The sequence below is a fragment of the Subtercola sp. Z020 genome (assembly GCF_002931235.1).
GTDB lineage: Bacteria > Actinomycetota > Actinomycetes > Actinomycetales > Microbacteriaceae > Subtercola.
On sequence record NZ_PSTT01000071.1, the window covers coordinates 136,953 to 153,222 of the forward strand.

General features: G+C 69.8%; 13 protein-coding genes, 1 tRNA gene and 1 other RNA gene. 6 read left to right on the forward strand and 9 right to left on the reverse strand.

All coding sequences use genetic code 11. From position 1 onward, the window contains the following. The first annotated feature begins 9 nt into the window (after positions 1 to 9). A complete protein-coding gene (locus tag C5B96_RS09825) occupies positions 10 to 1,407 on the forward strand; it encodes a putative Ig domain-containing protein (protein WP_146078144.1) in 1,398 nt (465 codons plus the stop codon). A gap of 193 nt (positions 1,408 to 1,600) precedes the next feature. Here the strand turns inward: C5B96_RS09825 and C5B96_RS09830 are convergent, their stop codons facing one another. Genes C5B96_RS09830 through C5B96_RS09845 form a run of 4 tightly spaced genes read right to left on the reverse strand, consistent with a single transcriptional unit; the run spans position 1,601 to position 6,970 of the window. Beyond that, positions 1,601 to 3,274, reverse strand: coding sequence for an AtzH-like domain-containing protein (locus tag C5B96_RS09830; RefSeq protein WP_104245187.1), 1,674 nt, complete (start codon positions 3,272 to 3,274; stop codon positions 1,601 to 1,603). Beyond that, positions 3,271 to 3,615 (reverse strand): hypothetical protein, encoded by a 345-nt coding sequence (locus C5B96_RS09835; protein WP_104245188.1) that lies wholly within the window; start codon positions 3,613 to 3,615, stop codon positions 3,271 to 3,273. Before C5B96_RS09835 ends, C5B96_RS09830 begins: the two co-directional genes overlap by 4 nt. A 1-nt stretch (position 3,616) precedes the next feature. After that, positions 3,617 to 4,216, reverse strand: a complete 600-nt coding sequence (gene recR, locus C5B96_RS09840; protein ID WP_104245189.1) for a recombination mediator RecR — start codon at positions 4,214 to 4,216, stop codon at positions 3,617 to 3,619. 3 nt (positions 4,217 to 4,219) lie between these two features. After that, positions 4,220 to 6,970 (reverse strand): DNA polymerase III subunit gamma and tau, encoded by a 2,751-nt coding sequence (locus C5B96_RS09845; protein ID WP_104245190.1) that lies wholly within the window; start codon positions 6,968 to 6,970, stop codon positions 4,220 to 4,222. Positions 6,971 to 7,251: 281 nt separating this feature from the next. On the opposite strand from C5B96_RS09845, the gene C5B96_RS09850 reads away from it, so the two are divergent. Then, complete coding sequence (locus C5B96_RS09850; protein WP_104245191.1) at positions 7,252 to 8,247, forward strand: YncE family protein; 996 nt, start codon at positions 7,252 to 7,254, stop codon at positions 8,245 to 8,247. A 5-nt stretch (positions 8,248 to 8,252) separates the two neighbouring features. Here the strand turns inward: C5B96_RS09850 and C5B96_RS09855 are convergent, their stop codons facing one another. Continuing rightward, positions 8,253 to 9,992, reverse strand: coding sequence for an alpha-keto acid decarboxylase family protein (locus tag C5B96_RS09855; RefSeq protein ID WP_104245192.1), 1,740 nt, complete (start codon positions 9,990 to 9,992; stop codon positions 8,253 to 8,255). Positions 9,993 to 10,095: 103 nt separating this feature from the next. Between C5B96_RS09855 and C5B96_RS09860 the strand changes: the two genes are divergently transcribed. Together C5B96_RS09860 and C5B96_RS09865 are read left to right on the forward strand one after the other, a co-directional pair. Next, a complete protein-coding gene (locus C5B96_RS09860) occupies positions 10,096 to 10,578 on the forward strand; it encodes an Lrp/AsnC family transcriptional regulator (protein WP_104245193.1) in 483 nt (160 codons plus the stop codon). A 65-nt stretch (positions 10,579 to 10,643) separates the two neighbouring features. Then, positions 10,644 to 11,105, forward strand: a complete 462-nt coding sequence (locus C5B96_RS09865) for a GNAT family acetyltransferase (protein WP_104245194.1) — start codon at positions 10,644 to 10,646, stop codon at positions 11,103 to 11,105. 107 nt (positions 11,106 to 11,212) lie between these two features. Here C5B96_RS09865 and C5B96_RS09870 read toward each other — a convergent pair whose 3' ends face one another. The 3 genes from C5B96_RS09870 to ffs all read right to left on the reverse strand — a co-directional run bounded on the left by C5B96_RS09870 (position 11,213) and on the right by ffs (position 14,845). Then, positions 11,213 to 12,409 carry an acetate/propionate family kinase gene (locus C5B96_RS09870; RefSeq protein WP_104245195.1) on the reverse strand — a complete coding sequence of 399 codons (1,197 nt, stop codon included), beginning with the start codon at positions 12,407 to 12,409 and terminating at the stop codon, positions 11,213 to 11,215. Beyond that, positions 12,406 to 14,598: a phosphate acetyltransferase gene (pta, locus tag C5B96_RS09875; protein WP_104245196.1), complete on the reverse strand. Its 2,193-nt coding sequence runs from the start codon at positions 14,596 to 14,598 to the stop codon at positions 12,406 to 12,408. Before pta ends, C5B96_RS09870 begins: the two co-directional genes overlap by 4 nt. Before the next feature lie 150 nt (positions 14,599 to 14,748). After that, an RNA gene (gene ffs, locus C5B96_RS09880) (signal recognition particle sRNA small type) lies at positions 14,749 to 14,845 on the reverse strand. Positions 14,846 to 14,941: 96 nt separating this feature from the next. Here ffs and C5B96_RS09885 point away from each other — a divergent pair. After that, the gene (locus C5B96_RS09885; protein ID WP_104245197.1) at positions 14,942 to 15,595 is read left to right on the forward strand and encodes an SDR family oxidoreductase; all 654 of its coding nucleotides are present in this window, start codon (positions 14,942 to 14,944) and stop codon (positions 15,593 to 15,595) included. Between the two features lie 64 nt (positions 15,596 to 15,659). Further along, positions 15,660 to 15,744: transfer RNA gene (locus C5B96_RS09890), tRNA-Ser, on the forward strand. 104 nt (positions 15,745 to 15,848) lie between these two features. On the opposite strand, the gene C5B96_RS09895 is transcribed toward C5B96_RS09890, so the two are convergent. Then, a complete protein-coding gene (locus C5B96_RS09895; RefSeq protein WP_104245198.1) occupies positions 15,849 to 16,058 on the reverse strand; it encodes a hypothetical protein in 210 nt (69 codons plus the stop codon). Positions 16,059 to 16,270 lie beyond the last annotated feature (212 nt).

The following is a 16,270-nucleotide window of genomic DNA, read 5'->3' on the forward strand; positions in this document are numbered from 1 at the left end:
TGTGGCGTCATGAAACTGCGTCGTCTTTCGAAACCGCCCGCCACGACTTCTGGAATCGGCGCCGGCGCCGGCGTCGCCGTCGGCGCAACGGCCTGCGCGGTTGTATGCGCCTGCCTGGTGACGCTGGGCAGCCCGCTGGGTGCTGCGGCGTTCCCCTCCTCGGTCACCGCGGTCGGCGGGTCGCCGGGAGCGGTCGCCGTCGACCCTGCGACGCACCGGGTCTACGCGGCCGATCCCAGCGGCGACGTCGTGTCTGTCTTCGACGGGAGCCTCGACGCCCCGACGATCGGCAGGGTCACGGTCGGAACGCATCCCGTGGCGCTGGCGCTCGACGCAGTCGCCGGCCGTGTCTACGTGGCGAATGCCGACTCGGCGACCGTGTCGGCGTTCGACGCCGACGACCCCTCCTCTCCCGCCACGAACCTCGTCTCGATCGAGAACCCCTCGGCCGTGGCCGTCGACCCGGTGAGCCACACCGTCTACGTGACGAGTTCGTCGGAGAACCGGCTGTACTGGTTCACCGACTCAGACAGCGCCGCCGGGACTCCCGTACTCCAGTGGCTGCCGGTCGGTCGCGAGCCGTCGGGCGTGGCTCTGGATGCCGTCGGCCACGTCGTGGCGGTGACGAACCAGGGCGACAACACGGTCTCGGTCGTCACGACGGCGCCTTCAGACGACACGTCGGTGCCTGCGGGGGCGGGGTCTGCTGGGTCGGGGTCGGTGGGGTCGGGGTCGGCTGGGTCGTCGACGACTCGCGTCACGACCGTCTCCGTCGGAGCGTCCCCCTGCGCCCTGGCCATCGATCCTTCCCTCCACGTCGCCGTGGTCGCGAATCTGCGCGGCGACACCGTCTCGCGGTTCGATGTGCGGGCGTCGACCCCCACCGTGTCGACCGTGGCCGTGGGCCGGGCACCGCGCTCGGTGGCGATCGATCCGACGACGCACAACGCCTTCGTGGCGAACAGCCTCGGCCTGACCGTGTCGCAGTTCGCGGTCGGAGCGGCCTCGCCCCCGGTGATGAGCCTGCCGCTCGGCAAGGCACCGCGGGGCGTCGCGGTCGACGAGAGCCGGGGCACCGTCTTCGCGACCAATCCGCTGAACGGCACCGTCAGCGGCTCGCCGCCGCTGACTCCGGCGGCTCCCACCATCGTCTCCGCGCCGCCCCGGGTCGCGACGGTCGGCGTCTGGTACAGCCACAGTGTGGAGGCGCGCGGAACTCCGGCGCCGACCCTTTCCCTTGTCGGCAGTCTGCCAGCGGGCCTCAGCTTCGACGCATCGACGGGGCAGCTCTCGGGCACTCCGACAGCGGCAGGGTCGAGCACGGTGACGGTGCGGGCGCACAATCTGGCCGGGCCCGACGCCGTCGCGACCTACACCGTGTCGGCGCTGCCGAAGATCGCGTGGTGAGGCCTGGGCTGAGCGCACGATCGAGGTGCACGCGGGATCGCTCGCGCGGGTGAGGCTGGCTGCCCGGTCGGGGCCTGCGCCCGCGGCGCACGGGTGCCGGTTCAGGGCGACGCCCGGTCAGGCGCGGGAGGGAACCGAGTCAGTGCGACGCCCGGTCAGGCGCGAGAGGGGGCCGGGTCAGGGTGACGCGAGGTCAGGCGCGGGACGAGGCCAGATCGAGCAGCGCGAGGTCGGCGCCTCGGGCCCCGATCACGCAGAGACCGACGGGGAGGGTGCCCACGCGCCCATAGGGCAGGGTGAGGGCGGACATCCCCGAGAACGAGGCGAGGCAGGTGAGACGCAGGGTGGCGCCCCGAACGCGATCGATCTCCTCCGCGGTGGCGTCCAGCGCGGGCGCGGGGCCTGCCGTCGCCGGCAAGGCAAGCGCCGAGCCCGCGGGGATGAGCGCTTCGAGGGAGGTTGTCGCGCGCGCGAGCACGGAACGGGCATCCAGAACCTGCTGCTCTGTGAGCGTGCTGGCCACCCGGAACCGTTCGGCGATCGCGGCCTCGAGCGCGCCCGGGTTCGCTTCGACGAAGGTGCGGTCCGACTGCCAGGCCTCGAACTGCTGCGCGGTGCGGAAGGCCTCGAACCACCGCTCGAGAGCATCGGGATCGATGGCCTCGGGGCCTGCGCTCTGCACGACGTCTGCTCCGGAATTGAGGCCGAGCGCCCGAACGGCTGCCCGGAAGCTGAGCTGCGACGATGCATCGGCGAGGGCGACCAGGGCCGGATCGACCACGATCCTGGTGATCGGCTCGCTGCGAGAGGCGCGGGCCGGCCCTGTCGTCAGAAGCGCGCGGGCGCCGGTCGCGAGCGTTGCGAGGTCGCGGCCGAGGAGCCCCACCGTGTCGAAGCTCGGCGCGAGCGGAACGAGACCTTCACGGGATACGGCATCGTGCGTCGTGCGGAGCCCGTACAGCCCGGTGTACGAACCGGGCACCCGGATGGACCCGGCCGTGTCGGTACCGAGCGCGAGGTCGGCGAGCCCGAGGGCGACTGCCGAGGCCGGTCCGCTCGTCGAACCCCCGGAGATGTGGCCGGGCGCCGCCGGGTTCGGCGGGGTGCCGTAGTGCACGTTGGTTCCCGCGATGGAGAAGGCCAGTTCGTCGGTCTGCGCGAGCCCGGTGATCTCCGCACCCTGGCGGAGCAGCGCCAGAACAGCGGGCGCGGTGAATCGTTCGGGCGTGCGGCCGGCGCGGAAGGCGGGGTTCCCGGCGCCGATCGTCTCGCCGGCGATGGCGAAGAGGTCTTTGACGGCGACCCGGATGCCCGCAAGGGCGCCCACGCGATCGTCACCGTCGGGGTAGGCCATCGAGGCGACGAGCGGGCGGCGGTCTTCGGGCGTCGCCCAGATGGCGCGCTCCTCGGCGGTGGTGAGCTTCAGGCCGCTGAACTGCATCCCGGGCACGGTCGACACGTGGGCGACGGTGACGGCCCACAGCCCGTCGATGCGCTGCCAGAGCTGCGTCTGGGTTCCGGTTCCGCGGTCGGCCCGAACGGATTCGGCAACGACGACCACCGCATCCTCGGCGACAGGCCGGAGGTGCACCCGCCGGAGGGACCGACGGGGCACCGGCGGCCGCGCGGCACGGAACGCCGCGATGGCGTCGTGGCCGACGAGCGCCGAGCCGGCTTCGCTCCTGATGGTCTCGAGTCCCCGGGCGAACAGCTCATCGAGTTCGGGCACATCGTTCGTCATCAGGGCCCGCTCGTACCGCCAGAACGCGGCCAGCAGCGCCGGGTCACCGAGCCACTCGGGCGCGGCCGCCGCCTCAGCTCCGGTGGCGGTGGGGGTGCTCGCGTCGGGCCCGGCACTGTTCGTCATCGCTCGCCCTTCCCCGGCTGGTCGGTCGACGGCTGACGACTGCCCTCGTCGCCCCTGACCGCCTCTGCCCACCTCGTCGCAGGGGCGGCGCCCGGGTTGGCCGACGCGTCGACGTCGGTCCGGCCATGAGCATTCCGCGAAGCCTCCTCCGGCTGTCCGTCGTGATCGTGGCGGTCGGCCGGGTGCGGGTCGTTCGCCGACGCTGCGCCTGGAGCAGCGGCATCCAGAGACGGCTCACCGGGAGACGAGCCTTTCGAAGCAGCCTCGTCGTCGACCGCCGCGGGCTTCGTGCTCGGGAACGGTCCGACCTTCTGGCCGGGAGCCGGCGGACGCCACCGCATGCTACTGCTCGACCAGCCTGCGGCCCTCGAATGCGCGCCCGAGCGTGACCTCGTCGGCGTATTCGAGGTCGCCGCCGACCGGGAGCCCGGAGGCCAGCCGGGTCACGCGGATCTCGAGAGTCGTCAGCAGCCGCGAAAGATACGTCGCGGTCGCTTCCCCCTCCAGGTTGGGGTCTGTTGCGATGATGACCTCGGCGACAGTCGCATCGGCGAGCCGCTTCATCAGCTCGCGGATGCGCAGGTTGTCGGGCCCGATACCGTCGATCGGACTGATGGCGCCGCCGAGCACGTGGTAGAGACCACGGAACTCGCGCGTGCGCTCGATCGCGACGACGTCTTTCGCCTCCTCGACCACGCAGATGACGTTCTGCGCGCGGCGCGGGTCGCGACAGATCGCGCACGTGTCCTGTTCGGAGACGTTGCCGCAGATCGAGCAGAAGTGCACCTTGTCGCGCACCTCGATGAGCACTTCGGCCAGGCGTGTCACGTCGAACGACTCGGTCTGCAGAATGTGGAACGCGATGCGCTGCGCCGATTTCGGGCCGATGCCGGGCAGGCGGCCGAGCTCGTCGATCAGCTCTTGGACGATTCCTTCATACATGGCTTAGCCCTCCCGCTCGGGCGCGCGACGCGGTGCGACCGGGCGCTCCTCGATGAAGCTCGCGCCGAGGATCTCCCGCACGACGGCCTCACCGTAGCGCTGCTTCTCACCGAACTGCGGAATGGGGCGATCGGATGCCGCCGACCGGTCGACGGGGCGCCGAACGGATGCCGCGGGCTGGGTCGGCTGCTCGCCCGAAGTCCCAGCGCCGGTGCGGCCGGGCGACGGGGCCGAGCCCGACGGAGCAATCGGATCATCGGAGGGGCCGGCAGCGACGGGGATGTCGTCGTCGGCGCCCGCCCACTGCACGGTCGGGTCGTAGTCAGGGATGGCACCCTCGGGAATGTCTTCGGGGATGTCAGACATCGGGATGTCGACGACGATCGCCCCCGCGCGCACCGGCTCGTCGCCGGGCTCAGGCGCGGAGGTGGGGATCGCAACCACCGGCCACGACGTCGTGCTGGCCGGAGCGGTTGGTGCAGCGGATCGCACGGCAGCTGCGGCACCCGCGCGAGCGCGGGATGCGGGATCTACTGCTGCGGGCGCTCGCGAGGCGGAAGGGGCGGACACGTCTGCGGCCTGCTCGGCGCGTGATGGCGCAGCAGGCTGCCCGGGGCGCGATGGGACATTCCCGCCGGCGGTCCGGGTGGTCGGCTGGGACGCGGGCGCGGCGGCGGACTGCTGGGTGTCAGGCGCGGCGGCGTTGCGCGAGGTCGCGGGCGCTGCATCGGATTGCCGGGCAGCAGGCGCGGCATCGGACCTCGGGGCACCAGGCGCGGCGTCGGACTGCGAGGATACGGGCACTGCATCGGGCTTCGCCGAAGCGGGCGCGGCAGCGGAGGGGCCGGCGGCGTCGGGCGCGGCGGCGCGACCCGCCTGCGTGGCCGCGGCCGGGTTCGTCGCATCGACGCGAGCAATGAACTTCACCCGCAGGCCCAGCACGTCGACGATCGCCTGGCGCAGATGCTCGCTGACGCCCTGCCCGGGAACCTGCTGCTGTCGGAAGTTGTCGACATCGTTCTGGCTCGGGAAGGTGAGCGTCAGAACGTCTCCGTCGAGGGCGCGCACCGAACCCGTGTAGACGACCATCCAGGCCGTGCGCTTCGCCTTCTCGACCGTTTCGAGAATCTCAGGCCAGGAGTCTTTGAGCTGCTGGAAGGTGACGGCTGTCGGTGCGGCGGGGGCGGCCGGCTCCGCCATTGCACCGTCAGGCGCCGTCGCAGCTTCCGTCGGCGCAGCCGACGCTGGTGTCGCGGGAGCCGGCCGGGAGGTGTGCGACGTGTCGGCGGGCTCACGCGGAGCCTCCTCGGCAGACACATCGGCCTGCGACGCTCCTGCCTGCGACGCTCCCGCCTGGGCGAACGAACCCGACGGCCGGTCGATACTGTAGGCGCGCTGCGGCGGCGCGGTCGACGCCGCGCCCGAAGCTGCACCGCCGAGCGCGGAAGCCCCCGAACCGGCCGAAGCCGGTGAACCCTGCGGCGCCGAGAAGGCAGCGGCCGACGTGGAAGGCGCGGCCGCAGTGACGGCTGGCATCGCCGCGGCGCCGGCCGCGACATCCGGAGCCGTCACGGCAGCGTCTGCGCCCACACCGACCCGGCGTTCGAGCCGCTCGACGCGCGCGAGCGCTCCCCGCGCCGTGTCGTCGCTCGCCGGAACCAGAACGCGCGCGATCATCAGCTCGAGGTGCAGGCGCGGCGAGGTGGCGCCGGTCATCTCGGTGAGCGCGGCATTCACGATGTCGGCGGTGCGCGAGAGCTCAGCGGAGCCGAAGAGCGCGGCCTGCTGCTGCATCTGCAGGATGTCGTCGCTCGGCATTCCGCGGAGAACTGCCGCCGCCCCCTCGGCCGACCGGGTCGCCGAGACGATGATGACGTCGCGGAGACGTTCGAGCAGGTCTTCGACGAAACGACGCGGGTCTTGGCCCGTCTGGATGACGCGGTCGACGGCCCCGAAGGCGCCCTCCGAGTCGTGGGCGCCCAGCGCGTCGATCACCTCGCCGAGCAGGGAGGCGTGCGTGTAGCCGAGCAGGGCCACGGCACGCTCGTACTCGATGCGGTTGCTCTCGGAGCCCGCGATGAGCTGGTCGAGAAGGGACAGCGTGTCGCGCGCCGACCCCCCACCCGCCCGCACGACGAGGGGCAGCACGCCGGGGGCGGCGGTGATGCCCTCGATCTCACAGAGCGCCTGCACGTATTCGAGCAGCTGGGCCGGCGGGATGAGCCGGAAGGGGTAGTGGTGCGTGCGGGACCGGATCGTGCCGATCACCTTGTCGGGCTCGGTCGTCGCGAAGATGAACTTGATGTGCTCCGGCGGCTCTTCGACGATCTTCAGCAGCGCGTTGAAACCCTGCGGCGTGACCATGTGAGCCTCGTCGAGGATGAAGATCTTGTACCGGTCGCGCGCGGGCGCGAAGACGGCGCGTTCCCGCAGGTCGCGGGCGTCGTCGACACCGTTGTGGCTCGCCGCGTCGATCTCGACGACGTCGAGGGACCCCGACCCGTCGCGCGACAGTTCGACGCAACTGGGGCAGACCCCGCAGGGCGTGTCGGTCGGGCCCTCTGCACAGTTCAGGCAGCGGGCCAGGATGCGGGCCGACGTCGTCTTGCCGCAGCCGCGCGGGCCACTGAACAGATAGGCATGGTTCACCCTGTTCGTGCGCAGGGCCGTCATCAACGGTTCGGTGACCTGGGACTGCCCGATCATCTCGCCGAACGTCTCAGGCCGGTAGCGACGATAGAGGGCTGTGACCATGGCACCAATCGTATCCGCCACCACTGACACCGCTCCCCCCGGCGACCAACCTGTGGAGAGACGTCCGCCCGAAGCGCCTTGTGCGGGGAAGGTCGCGCCCTGCGCAGAGGGCAGTGCGCAGCGGGGCAGCACCTGCGGGCCACCCTGGGGCCAACGGGTCCACCCCGAGGCCAGCGGGCCCACCCCGCGACCGCCCCCCTGCTCTGGGGGCATGCGCCCCCGTAATGCCGACGCGCCAGCCGACTCTCTCAGGTATGCCCTCTCGATCAGAAGAACCCACGATGAATCCACTTCGACACCGACGCTTTCTGCGAGCCGCGAGCGCCTTCGCGGTTGCCACGGCACTGGTGCTGGGCGCGGCAGTGCCGGCCCACGCAGAGACACCGAACGTCGTCACGACGCCCGGCGTCTCGTCGACCGATCAGATCACCGTCGACGCACCGCTGCACCGCGTCTTCGTGCTCGGCGACGATGCCGCGCATCGCGGCCAGAGGATGCTCACGATCATCGACGCCCGAACCGACACAGTTATCGGCGCACCGATCTCTCTGCCCGCCGCGGACTTCATCGCCTCCGACCACCAGACCCACCGGGTCTTCATCACCGACAGCGCGGCAGCGAAGATCACCGTTCTCGACGGCCGCACGGGCGCCGTCATCGGCAGTTCGGTGAAGCTGTCGTCGAGGCTCGCGAGCGTGGCGGTCGACCCGTTCCTCGGGCGGGTCTTCGTGATGGACACCGAGCACAACCTGTTCACCCTCGATGAGTCCGGCATCCCGATCCGCAGAATGCTGAACATCCCCGGCAGCGGCACGACCCTCGCCGTCGACTACTGGCAGGGCAAGGTCTACGTGCCGAACAACCTCCTGGGCAGCGGGGTCACGGTCGTGGATGGCCAGGAGAGCGTTGTAGTCGGCAGCATTCCGGTGGCGAAACTGACCGGCCAGATCGCAGTCGACCCGTTCGATCATGCGCTGGCGGTCTCCACTCAGTCGTCTCTGGTCGTCGTCGATACGCGCACCGACGCCGTCAGGTATACCTCCGACATGCCGGTGTCGGCCGGGCGACCGCTCGGAGTCGACATCATCAGCCACACCTTCTTCGCGAAAGCCAACGACGCGACGGTCTGGGCGTTCTACGCCGGGTCTGCCGAGCGCATGACGGCCGACGATGTGGGATCGATGGCCTCGGACTACCTTCTGCACAAGGTCTACGCCGCGCAGTGGAACCGCGGATCGGTCGCGGTACTCACAGAGTGGAAGTCAACGGCCCCCTGAACCGCCTACCCGGCCGCGGGAACCGTGGTGAGGGGAGCGTTCGCCTCCGACAGCCCCTCACCGAGCAGCCGCAGCAGTCGCGGTGAATCGAGTTTCGGAAGCACCGCCTCGATCAGCACCAGCTTGTCGGTGGTGGCGGCAGCGAGCGCCAGCGCGGCCTCGATCTCCTCCTCGGTGCGTGCCGTCACGGTCACAGCGCGATCGGCGGCACCGAAGGCAGCCGGCAGAGCGGTCCAGTTCCACGGCGTGACATCCTGGTAGACCGCATCCGGGCTCTGGATGGCCCGCTCGATCGTATATCCGCTGTTGTTCAGCAGCACGATGACGGGCGTGTGGCCGCGGTGCAGAATCGTGGCGAGCTCCTGAACGGTCAGCTGGGCCGACCCGTCGCCGATGAGCAGCACCGCGCGCTTCTCGGGCGCGGCGATGCAGACGCCGAGGGTCGCGGGCAACGTGAACCCGATCGACGACCAGACGGGCTGGCCGAGCAGGTCGCAGTCGTCGGGCAGGCGCAGGTCGATGGCTCCGAAGAAGGAGGTGCCGGCCTCGGCGATGACCGTGGTGTGGGGAGCGAGGAATCCTTGCAGGTGCCGCCAGAACGCGGCGTGCGAGAGTGGCGGGTCGAGGGCGTCGGCCGGCCGGGTCATCGCGCGGTCGCCCGGCATCGCCGAGGCTGCCGCGGGGAGGGAGATCGGCTCGAGGGCGTCGAGCCGGGCATCCTGCAGCACCTCGTCGACGATGCGTAGGGAGTCTTCGAGCTGTACGCCGAAGAAGGTCGTCTCACCGACGCGCGCCCAGGTGAGGGCGAGTTCGACGGCGCGGTCGGGGTCGAAGCCGTGCGTGAAGAAGCCGGTGAGCAGGTCGCTCATGATGGTTCCGGCGAGCACGAGCAGGGGCGCTTCATCGATGGCCCGGCGGGCGGCATCGCTCTGCGTGTGGGCGCCGAGGTAGGTGCCGACGCTGGCCGGGTGCGACTCGTCGAGAACGGCTTTAGACCCGCTCTGGCTGGCGATGTAGACGCCGGGGGCGTCGGCGAGCGAACGGATGATCGGTTCGAGGTGTCGGCGATGCACCCGCGGCCCCACCAACACCCCGACGCTCGCGGCCGAGTAGACGGCCTCGCGGAACGCCTCTGCGAACCGGTCGAGCTGGCGAGCCGCGCTGCCGAACCGTTCGAGCGGCTCGCGCAGATTCGCGGCCGGCACGCTGGCGACCGCGACATCTGCGGGCACACCGATGTAGACCGGCTTCGATTCGTTGAGTGCGGTCAGCAAAATGCGGTCGATCTCGGCGGGCGCGGTGGCGGGCTTCAGCACGACCGAAGCTGCGGTGACCTGCTCGTAGGCGCGAACGAAGTGGTCGAAGGAGCCGTCGGCGAGCGTGTGGTGCAGGAGTGCTCCCGCGGCCTGGGCGGAGGTCGAGGGCATCCCGGTGATCTGCACGACCGGCACGTCTTCGGCGAAGCTGCCGGCCACGCCGTTGATCGCACTGAGTTCGCCGACGCCGAACGTGGTGACGACGGCGCCGATTCCCCGCCGGATGCGGGCGTATCCGTCGGCGGCGTAGGCGGCGTTCAGCTCGTTGCTCGTGCCGACCCACTCGATGCCGTCGACAGTCAGCATCTCGTCGAGCAGGCTCAGGTTGAAGTCGCCGGGCAACCCGAAGAGGTGCGGGGCACCCAGCTGCGTGAGCCGGGTCGCGAGGTAGGCGCCGACGCTGATGCGGGCAGGAGCGAGGTCTGTCATGCACACGAGTAGACCCGGTAGTAGTCGATCTGCGCAAGCGATGCTAGTTTGACTGATCAGACTGCACAATCCTGTGCTCAGCTCTCAGCGAAGGATCATCACGATGCCCACCCGCTTCCCCGGCTCGAGCGACCCGCTCGACGCGACCGACCGCCGTCTTCTCCAAGCGCTCGACAGCGAACCGCGCATTCCGGTGCTGCTGCTCGCACAGAAGCTCGCGCTCGCCCGCGGAACGGTTCAGGCCCACCTTGAGCGCCTGGCACGGGGCGGGCTGCTGCGCGCCCACAGCGTGCGCATAGAGCCGGTCTCGCTGGGGTTGCCGCTCCGGGCGTTCGTCACGGCCGAAGTCGACCAGGAGACGTTCGACCAGACGATCGCCGCCCTCTCCGGCATCCGCGAGGTCATCGAATGCTCGGCTGTGGCGGGCGTCGATGACATCATCTGCCAGGTCGTCGCCCGGGATGCCGACGATCTGTACGAGGTCGGGCAGGCCATCCTGCGCTGCCCGGGCATCCGGCGCACGTCGACGTCGATCGTGCTGCGACAGCTGATGCCGTACCGCATGGCGCAGTTGCTCGGGCCTTAGGGCTCGGTTCTGGATGCCCGGGGCTCGGTTCTGGGTGCCCGTCGCCGAGCTTCTATGCTCGAACGATGCAGATCCGATCCTTCGCCGCCGCTGACACCGAAGCCGTCGTCGCACTCTGGGAGCAGTGCGGTCTCGTGCGGGCGTGGAACGACCCGCGCAAGGACATCGCCCGCAAGCTGACGGTGCAGCCCGAGCTGTTCCTCGTCGGCGTGGACGATGAGGCTGCCGACCGAGCCGACCTCGACGGTTCATCCGACGCCGAGGCCACGGTCATCGGCACGGCCATGGTCGGCTACGACGGCCACCGCGGCTGGATCAACTACCTCGCGGTCTCCCCCGACCACCGTGGACGGGGCTACGGCCGCGCCTTCATGGACGAAGCCGAGCGCCTGCTGATCGCCCTCGGCTGCCCGAAGCTCAACCTGCAGGTGCGCGAAGGCAACGACAGCGTGATCGCGTTCTACGAGGCCATAGGGTACGCGAACGACCGCACCGTGAGCCTCGGCAAGCGCCTCATTGCCGACTGACCGCGCCCAGCTGCACCGCGCCGCCTCGCCGGACGTACCGAACGCCTGCACCGGACGGCCGCGCCGACCGACCGCGCCTACCCGCGTCGCACGAGCCAGACCACCCCTCAGATCACCGAGAGCGACTGCCGCGCGATCTCCAGCTCCTCGTTCGTCGGAATCACCAGCACCGCTACCGCTGAGTCGTCGGTCGAGATGACGCGCGGCCCGCGCTCCGGCGAGGCATTCCGCTCGGGATCGATCCGGATGCCGAGCCGCTCGAGGCCGGCCAGCGCCCTCCCCCGCACCGCGACGCTGTTCTCCCCGACGCCCGCCGTGAAGACGATGGCGTCGACCCCGCCGAGAACCGCGATGTACGAACCGACGTAGTGCTTCAGTCGGTGCAGGTACACCTCGAGGGCGAGCGCCGCCGCGTCGTCGCCCGATTCCGCAGCCTCCACCACGTCGCGCATGTCGCCGCGGCCGCTCAGCCCGACCAACCCGCTCCGACGGTTCAGCAGGGTGTCGAGCTCGTCGAAACCGAGGCCGGCCTTGCGGTGCAGGTGGATGAGCACCGCGGGGTCGAGATCGCCCGATCGCGTGCCCATCACCAGCCCCTCCAGCGGAGTGAGCCCCATGGAGGTGTCTTTCGACCGGCCGCCGTCGACCGCGCAGGCCGACGCCCCGTTGCCGAGGTGCAGCACGATGGTCTTCAGCTCGCCAAGAGGCCTCTGCAGGAAGGCGGCCGCCGCCTCGGAGACGAACTTGTGCGACGTTCCGTGGAACCCGTAACGGCGTACCCGGTTCTTCTCCGCGAGCTCTGCATCGATGGCGTAGGTGTACGCCGAAGGAGCGAGCGTGGAGTGGAACGCCGTATCGAACACCGCGACGTGCGGCACGTCGGGGAACGCCTTCTGCGCCGCCGTGATGCCGTCGAGGTTCGCCGGGTTGTGGAGGGGTGCCAGGTCAGAGAGATCTTCGATGTTGATCTTCACCAGGTCGGTCACGACCGTCGGCTCGAAGAAGCGTTTGCCGCCGTGCACCACCCGGTGGCCGACGACCACAGGCGGGTTCTCGGCCAGCGACGGCCCGTGCTGCTCGAAGGCATCGATCATCACCCGGAACGCCGCCGAGTGGTCGGCGACGGGCTCCTCGTTCCGGAATGTCTCTTCGTCGCCCTCAGCCGACACGGAGTGCTTGACCGACCCGGCCTGCTCGCCGATGCGCTCGATGAGCCCGTTCGCGAGCACCGTCTCGCCCTCCATCTCGAGCAACTGGTACTTCAGCGACGACGACCCGCTGTTGATGACCAGAACGGCGCTCACAGGGCCACCCCCGCCGCAGCCGGTACGATCTCGACGTCGGTCGCCGCCTGGATGGCCGTGATGGCGATGGTGTTGACGATGTCCTGCACCAGTGCTCCTCGGGAGAGGTCGTTGATCGGCTTGTTGAGACCCTGCAGCACGGGGCCGACAGCGACGGCCCCCGCGCTCCGCTGAACGGCCTTGTACGTGTTGTTGCCCGTGTTGAGGTCAGGGAAGATGAAGACGGTCGCACGCCCGGCGACATCGGACTCCGGCATCTTCGCCGCCGCGACGGCCGCATCCGCAGCCGCGTCGTACTGGATCGGGCCCTCGACCAGCAGGTCGGGTCGACGCGTGCGCACGAAGGCGGTCGCCTCGCGCACCTTCTCGACGTCGGCCCCCGAACCCGAGACGCCGGTGGAGTACGACAGCATCGCGACGCGCGGGTCGATGCCGAACTGCACCGCCGTCTCCGACGACGAGATGGCGATGTCGGCCAGCTGGGTGGAGGTCGGGTCGGGGATCACCGCGCAGTCCCCATAGACCAGCACCCGGTCGGCGAGCGCCATGAGGAACACACTCGAGACGACAGAGACCTCCGGGCGCGTCTTGATGATCTCGAACGCCGGGCGGATGGTGTGGGCCGTCGTATGGGCGGCCCCGGAGACCATGCCGTCGGCGAGCCCGAGGTGCACCATCATCGTGCCGAAGTACGACACGTCGGCCACCGTGTCCCTCGCCATGTCGAGGGTGATGCCCCGGTGTGCCCGGATGCTCGCGTACTGTTCCGCGAACCGCTCGCGCAGTTCCGGGTCGAACGGGCTGACGATCACCGCGTCGTCGAGACTGATACCGAGCGACGTTGCCCGCGAGCGGATCTCCTCCGCCTCGCCGAGGATCGTGAGCCGCGCGATGCCCCGCGTCAGCACGGTCGCCGCCGCACGGAGTACCCGATCATCCGTGCCCTCGGGCAGCACGATGTGCTTCTGGGCGGCACGCGCGCGGTCGATGAGGCCGTACTCGAACATCAGTGGAGTGACGACCGGAGACGAGCTGACGTCGAGCAGGTCGAGCAGCCTCGCCCCGTCGACATACTGCTCGAAGAGCGCGAGCGCACTGTCGTACTTGCGCTGCGAGTCCGCTGCGAGCCGCCCCCTGGTCGAGGTGATGCGAACGGCCGTGTCGTAGGTACCGAGCGGAGTCGTGATGATCGGCAGCGACGGTTCGAGGCCGTCGATGAGGCGCTCGATGGGCTCGGGCAGCTCGAAACCACCGTTCAGGATGATTCCCGAGAGGCTCGGGAACGTCGCCGAGGCGTTCGCCATCAGAGCGGCCAGCAGCACCTCTGTGCGGTCGGCCGGGATGACGACCACGGCGCCCTCCATCAGCCTCGGCAGCACGTTCACCATCGACATGCCGGCGACGACCACCCCGAGCGCCTCGCGCCCGAGCAGGCGAGGGTCGCCCTTGATCATGGTGCCGCCCGTCGACTCGACGAGGTTGGCCATGCTCGGCGCCACCAGTAGCCGGTCTTCGGGTATGGACCAGATCGGGATGCGCGCACGCGTCGCGTCGACCGGCGCCGGCAGGGCGTGCCCGATGGCGGCGTCGGAGGCGGCCCGGGCGATGGCGTCGCGGATCTTCTCGAGGTTCTCGGGGTCGCTGCGGTTGGCGACGATGCCGAGCAGGGAGGCGTGGGCCGCCTTCAACTCGACCAGGGCGAGCTCGGTGATCTGCCGCATGTCGTCGGGGCTCCGCGCCTCCGAATGGCCGAGCGTCTCTGTCGACCCCTGGCCTGCGCGGCCGCCGAGCACCAACAGAACCGGTGCACCGAGGTTCGCGGCGACGCGGGCATTGAAGGAGAGCTCGCTGGGGCTGCCCACGTCGGTGTAGTCAGAGCCGAGGATGACGACGGAGTCGCACCGCCGTTCGACCGCCTTGTAGCGCTCGACGATGCGCGAGAGCGCCGCATCGGCGTCAGCGTGAACCTCTTCGTAGGAGACACCGATGGCATCGTCGTAGTCGAGCTCGATGCCGTCGTGCGCGAGGAGCATCTCGAGAACGTAGTCGCGCTCGCTGACCGAACGGGCGATGGGGCGGAACACCCCGACCCTGCCGACGTTCCGACCGAGGATGTCGAGCACGCCGAGCGCGATCGTGGACTTGCCCGAGTGACCCTCGGCGGAGGTGATGTAGATACTGCGAGCCACGGTTCTCCTTGCGGTGACGGCCGCCCGGTCATCCGGAGCAGCCGAATCCAGCCTAGGGAGACCCGCCTGAGTGCGCACCCCCTGTGAACTGATCGTCAGCAGTCTGTCGGCTGTGGAGGAGAAGAGGCGTCCGAGGTGGCGCACCACAAAAGAAAAGACCCCCCGCGCACCCGCCAGAGCCCGGTTACCCTTGCTGCATTTCTGCCCTGGGGGAGTTGGCCTGGATGGCGCCACGCGGGGAGCCGTCACCCAGTTTAGACGACGCCGGCGGGGAATGCGAAGCTCGCCCGTTCCGCACACCGTGGAGTTGGCATGAACACGGAGGGTGGCGTTGGATGGAGGCATGAGAATCGCAATCGCCGGCGGCCACGGAGCTATCGCCCTCCACCTCGAAACCCTCCTGTCGGGCCAGGGCCATGATGCCGTGGCGATCATCCGCAACCCCGACCAGGCGGGCGATGTGCTGGCGGCCGGCGGCATCCCGGTCGTCATCGACCTCGAGAAGGTGGATGCCGAGACCCTCGCCCGCGACCTGCAGGGCATTGACGCTGTGGTCTTCGCCGCGGGTGCTGGCCCGAACTCGACGGCGGAACGCAAGTACACCGTCGACCGCGACGGAGCGATCCTGCTCGCCGACGCCGCGGAACTCGCGGGGATCGGCCGGTACGTTCTCATCTCCTCGATGGGCGCCGACGACTTCGACCCGGACTCCGACGAGGTGTTCCAGGTCTATCTGAAGGCGAAGTCGGAGGCCGACGCGAGCGTGCGCGGGCGTCAGCTGGACTGGACGATCATCCGCCCCGGCGGCCTGACCGACGACGCACCCACAGGCGAGGTCACTCTCGCCGAGAGCACCGGGCGCGGCACGATTCCCCGGTCGGATGTCGCGGCTCTCGTCGCGGCGGCGATCGTCGATGGCATCGCGATCGGCGCCCAGTTCGAGGCGATCTCGGGTGACACGCCGATTCCCGATGCTCTGGCCGCGGTGCGGTACTGAGCACCGGGCGGTAATGCCGTAGGATTCTCTTTGGCCGTTTCTGCACCCAGGGAACGGTTCGCCAGGAGGATTCGCCTAGTGGCCTATGGCGCACGCTTGGAAAGCGTGTTGAGTGAAAGCTCTCGGGGGTTCGAATCCCCCATCCTCCGCACCAGCTGCGCGGCAGCATAGAGTCAAATCCTCGCAACGCGAAAACGCCGACCCGCATCACCTGCGGGTCGGCGTTTTCGTCTGTGGTCGAAAGGCGGGAGATTCAGCCCAGCTCGTTCTCGGTGATGGTGTCGGAGTGGAGGGCTATCCACACCTCGGCGGAGTGCCTGTCGGCGGCGGTGTGCAGCTCCTTGCCGGTCAGACTCTCGACGATGAACGGGCGATCGCCGTGCCCGTTCTCCTGGCGGATGTTCGCCACGTGCACGTCGCCGACCCAGATCTCTTCTGCTTCTTTTCCGATGTATTCAGCCATGGCCTCACGCTACCGGGTTCCGCTGCGCGCCGGGGGCCGCCGGACTTACTTGCCCGACCGCCCGAGTTGCGCCGAGCGTCGCCGCGCCGTGAATGCGGCAGCCGCCCCGCCCACGGCGAGCATCCCCGCGAACCCGGCGAGCGCTGCAGCCGGCAATCCGGTCTCGGCGAGGCTGCCGCCCGACCCTGAACCCGACCCGCCCGAACCCGACC